A 3,955-nucleotide genomic window follows, 5' to 3' on the forward strand; every position below is an offset into this window, starting at 1 on the left:
TTACCATATCGATCTTTTTCATTGTACGATCTTGCCGCTGATGCCGCCGGCCTTGCCGTTTACTGGGCTTCTCTGCCAGCACTCAAGCATTTTCCTTTGCTTCGTCGCCGTTGGAACATTGATGCGCAGAATTATGGCTAACCAGTCTGTTAACACTTCTTTCAGCAAGGACGCACTGAAACCGCACGTCGGCTATCTCAAAAGTTAGGAACCAAGAAACACTAGCCACATGTCCAGCATTCTGATCCTTTTCGCCACTACCGAAGGCCACACCGCGCGCATTGCGGAGCGGATTGCGCAGCGTCTTCGGGATAAGAGACACGAAGTTGAAATACATCGTGCTGACGCTGTTCCGGCAGGTCTGGAGCCGGCCGGTCATGACGGGGTGATCGTCGGCTCCTCTATTCACTACGGCCATCACCCTCGCTTTCTGAATGCGTTGGTGCGTCGCTTGCGCACGGCACTGACGGCTCGACCCAGCGCCTTCTTCTCGGTGAGCCTGAGCGCCGGCGGCGCGCGCCCGAAGCCCGAAGCGGCGCGGCGTTATCTGGAGACGTTTCTGCGCCAGGTCGATTGGCACCCCGCGCAGACGGCGACCTTCGCCGGCGCCTTGCAGTACAGCAAGTACGGGGTATTCAAGCGATTACTGATGCGAATGATCGCTGGCATCGCCGGCGACGACACCGACATGACGCGTGACTACGAGTACACGGACTGGAATGCTGTTGATCGTTTCGCGGATGAGTTTGCGCAGCGGCTTAAGCAGGCGTGAATGCAATCCCGGATCCGGATTTTTCCAGCCCGGATCAGGATTATGAGAGGAGCTAAGGCCGGTTATTTTTTTCCGCCGGCGGGCTGAAAGCCGGCCGGCAGCTTGCCCATATCACCTTCGCCGAACAGGAACCCGAGCATGTGCTGCTCGATGACCTTGATGCTCCCCGGGTCGGCGGTGCTGAGTTTGTTCTCGTTGATGATCGTGGCCAGGCGTTGCAGCCACTGCTTCCAGCCTTCTTTCGATACGTTTTCGAAAATGCGCTGGCCCAAGGCCCCCGGGTGCGGCGGGCGCTCCAGGCCTTCGGCCTCGCGTTTCAGTACTACGCAGCGAACGGTGCGTGCCATGTGGTTCTCTTTGAGAGTAAATCGAATGGCGCATTGTAGTACGAACGCCATTACTATAGGCCATTGCCACATGAATTAGCGGTGATTAAACATCGGTGGTTTCTTGAAATTGGTTAAATCTAGTACCATTCCTTGCATCAGGATTAATGTATGAGGAGTAATGTCATGGGATCAATCGAATATTCTACCCGTATCGGCGATGCCGAGATGCGGCTCACCCCGGCGGCACAGGCCAAGTTCGCCGAAATGCTCAAGGAGGTCGACGGCGAATTTGCCGGCATCCGCGTATTCGTCTCGGGCGGCGGTTGCAGCGGTATGACCTACGACATGACCTACGCCGAGAATACGGCCGACCATAATTACGACAGTGTCCTCGAAGGCCCGGGATTCAAGATCTACGTCGATGCAGTCGCGCTCAATTATCTGCAAGGCAGCGAGATCGATTTTACCAATTCGAGCTTTGTATTTAATAAGGTGTTCCAGGCGGTTGGTGGTAAAGGCACCTGTGGCGGTTGCGGCGGCGGCGGTTTCTAGGCCGGTCACGCCCCCCGGCCAGAACGCGGCCCAGCGCCGCGTTCTGCTGATCGCCCCGCACGACAGTTACCGCACCGCACCGTTCCTCGCGGCGGCCAAGGCCCGCGGCATTGAAGTATTAATCGCCTCCGAGGCCAAGCATTCCCTGGTCAGTGCCTACGCCGATGGCCTGCATCTCGACCTCGGCGATACCCAAGCCTCCCTGCAAACCATTCTGCGCGAAGCCCAACGGCGATCATTCGCTGCCGTGCTCGGCAGCGATGACGCCAGCACCGAAATCGCCGCGCTCGCGGCTGCCGAACTCGGCCTCCCCCACAACCCCACTGCGGCGGTGCACCTGGCACGGCGCAAGGACCTGGCGCGCGCGCGATTGGCGCAGGCCGGCGTGCCGGTGCCACGTCACTGGCGGCTCGACCTCACGCATCCTTTAGCCGCGCAGATCGGTGACATTCGCTTTCCCTGCGTGCTAAAGCCGGTGGCGCTCGCGGCCAGCCGCGGCGTGATCCGCGCCGACAACCTCGATGAACTCACGCAGGCGGCGGCACGCATCCAGGTATTGCTGGCGGGTACCGGGTTGCGCGAAGCGGAAGAACGCGAAACCATTCTGGTGGAAGAATTCATTCCCGGTTTCGAGGTGGCGGTGGAAGGCCTGTTGACGCACGGAAGCCTCGAAATCCTGACGATATTCGACAAGCCCGATCCGCTGAATGGGCCGTATTTCGAAGAGACGTATTACATCACACCGTCACGGCTGGATGCGTCTACCCAACAAGCCTTGCGCGAAACGATCTCCAGCGCGTGCGCGGCCTACGGGCTGCGCGAAGGGCCGATCCACGCCGAATGTCGCATCAACGAGCAGGGTGTATGGATACTGGAAGTCGCCGCGCGCACCATCGGCGGCCTGTGCGGACGCCTGCTGCGCTTCGGTACCGGTTCCAGTCTGGAGGAATTGGTATTGTTGCATGCCCTGGGTGAACGCCCGGAGTTAAACAGTGAAACCGGCGGCGCCGGGGTGCTGATGATCCCGATCCCGCAGGCCGGCATCCTGCGGCGCGTCGAGGGCGTGCTGGCCGCTGAGAAAATACCGTACATCGAGGAAGTCGTTATCCACGTGCGCGAAGGTTATGAACTGGTGCCCCTGCCGGAGGGTTCCAGCTATCTGGGATTTATTTTTGCGCGCGCGCCGAACGCCGCCCAGGCGGAGGCAGCGTTGCGTGCGGCGCACGCCTGCCTGCGCGTGGTGGTGATGCCGTTGTGGAAGGGCGTGCGCGAGCAGGAAGCATGGCGACCGCTGAGCACCGATTGAGGACTATGGGGTTGCGACGGCTGTGCTTGAAACAGGTTTTCCACATGCGGTCGCGGCGTCTGCTCCGCTGCCCGATCCCGCTTCGCGGGTCCCTCGGGCAACGCTCCGCGGCGCCCCCCACGAAGTGGGGATGCGAGTGCGAGCAGGAAGCAGGGGCCCCGCGTAGCGGGGATGCGACCGTAGCGAGTCGCTCGCGGCCACCGGATAGAAACCTGCTAGCAACCACGGCATCAGTGTATTCTGGAGCCAGTTGCTCCGTAGCACTCCGGTGCGACCGTTGCGAGTCGCTGGCAGCGCCCGCCAGTGGATTCAGCCGAGTAAGCCTTTGAAGTTTATCCAACCACGAAGATTTTCGCAGACTGTGGCGGGGAGTGAGTATTTAAGGTTTCAACAACTCTGACTCGTTGATTCGGGGCAAGAAAATCATCTGCCTGCCTTCCCCCGTGGGCTGTGCGGCGCGCGCCTGAACCTACCGTGAACAGCCTTGCACGAGCCATTCACCAACTTTTCTCAGTCGCGTCAGTCGCCTTGTTCGAACTCGGAAGATAACCCGAGAGCACGGACCGAAAAATAGATGCACCGAAGTAAAAAAACCGATAGCACCAATAGCACCAAACAGCCTACAACCATAACAGCGAGTCGATTCATGACTCACCTCCCCCACCCAACACCTATTCTAATTATCCTTCCCGAAACTCTTGTCCTGCCCGATCATCATGCGCCTTTTGGCGACTAAACATCAAGCACGCCAACTTGTAGAGCCAAACCCACAGTTCGTATGGCAGAACTGAATTCCTCTAATTCATTGAATTTTCGAGGGATACGTTGAGGGTAACGCGGCGAGCTGACGGTGGAGATTAAAAACGTGAAGGGGGTGAACGTCTAAAATTTCAACATCCCTTGCCTTTGATTCGTCGAGGATTTGTCCAGGCCTGACTATTCGCTACGCCGCCTTCTTCGTAACCAGCACCTTCACCTTCGGACGTGTTTGCTTAC

Annotated in this window: 4 protein-coding genes; 3 read left to right on the forward strand and 1 reads right to left on the reverse strand. The window is 58.8% G+C overall.

Features of this window, described 5'->3' with window-relative positions; translation table 11 throughout:
* Nucleotides 1-229: 229 nt before the first annotated feature.
* Complete coding sequence (gene hemG, locus WB402_RS14395; RefSeq protein ID WP_424209036.1) at nt 230-772, forward strand: menaquinone-dependent protoporphyrinogen IX dehydrogenase; 543 nt, start codon at nt 230-232, stop codon at nt 770-772.
* A gap of 62 nt (nt 773-834) precedes the next feature.
* On the opposite strand, the gene WB402_RS14400 is transcribed toward hemG, so the two are convergent.
* On the reverse strand, nt 835-1,119 hold the full coding sequence (locus WB402_RS14400; RefSeq protein ID WP_424209038.1) for an oxidative damage protection protein: 285 nt from the start codon (nt 1,117-1,119) through the stop codon (nt 835-837).
* Between the two features lie 165 nt (nt 1,120-1,284).
* Here WB402_RS14400 and WB402_RS14405 point away from each other — a divergent pair, with 165 nt between their 5' ends.
* Together WB402_RS14405 and WB402_RS14410 are read left to right on the forward strand one after the other, a co-directional pair.
* Nucleotides 1,285-1,653 carry a HesB/IscA family protein gene (locus tag WB402_RS14405; RefSeq protein ID WP_424209040.1) on the forward strand — a complete coding sequence of 123 codons (369 nt, stop codon included), beginning with the start codon at nt 1,285-1,287 and terminating at the stop codon, nt 1,651-1,653.
* On the forward strand, nt 1,610-2,959 hold the full coding sequence (locus WB402_RS14410; RefSeq protein ID WP_424209041.1) for an ATP-grasp domain-containing protein: 1,350 nt from the start codon (nt 1,610-1,612) through the stop codon (nt 2,957-2,959). Before WB402_RS14405 ends, WB402_RS14410 begins: the two co-directional genes overlap by 44 nt.
* Nucleotides 2,960-3,955 lie beyond the last annotated feature (996 nt).

It is taken from the genome of Sulfuricaulis sp. (assembly GCF_049587675.1).
GTDB lineage: Bacteria > Pseudomonadota > Gammaproteobacteria > Acidiferrobacterales > Sulfurifustaceae > Sulfuricaulis.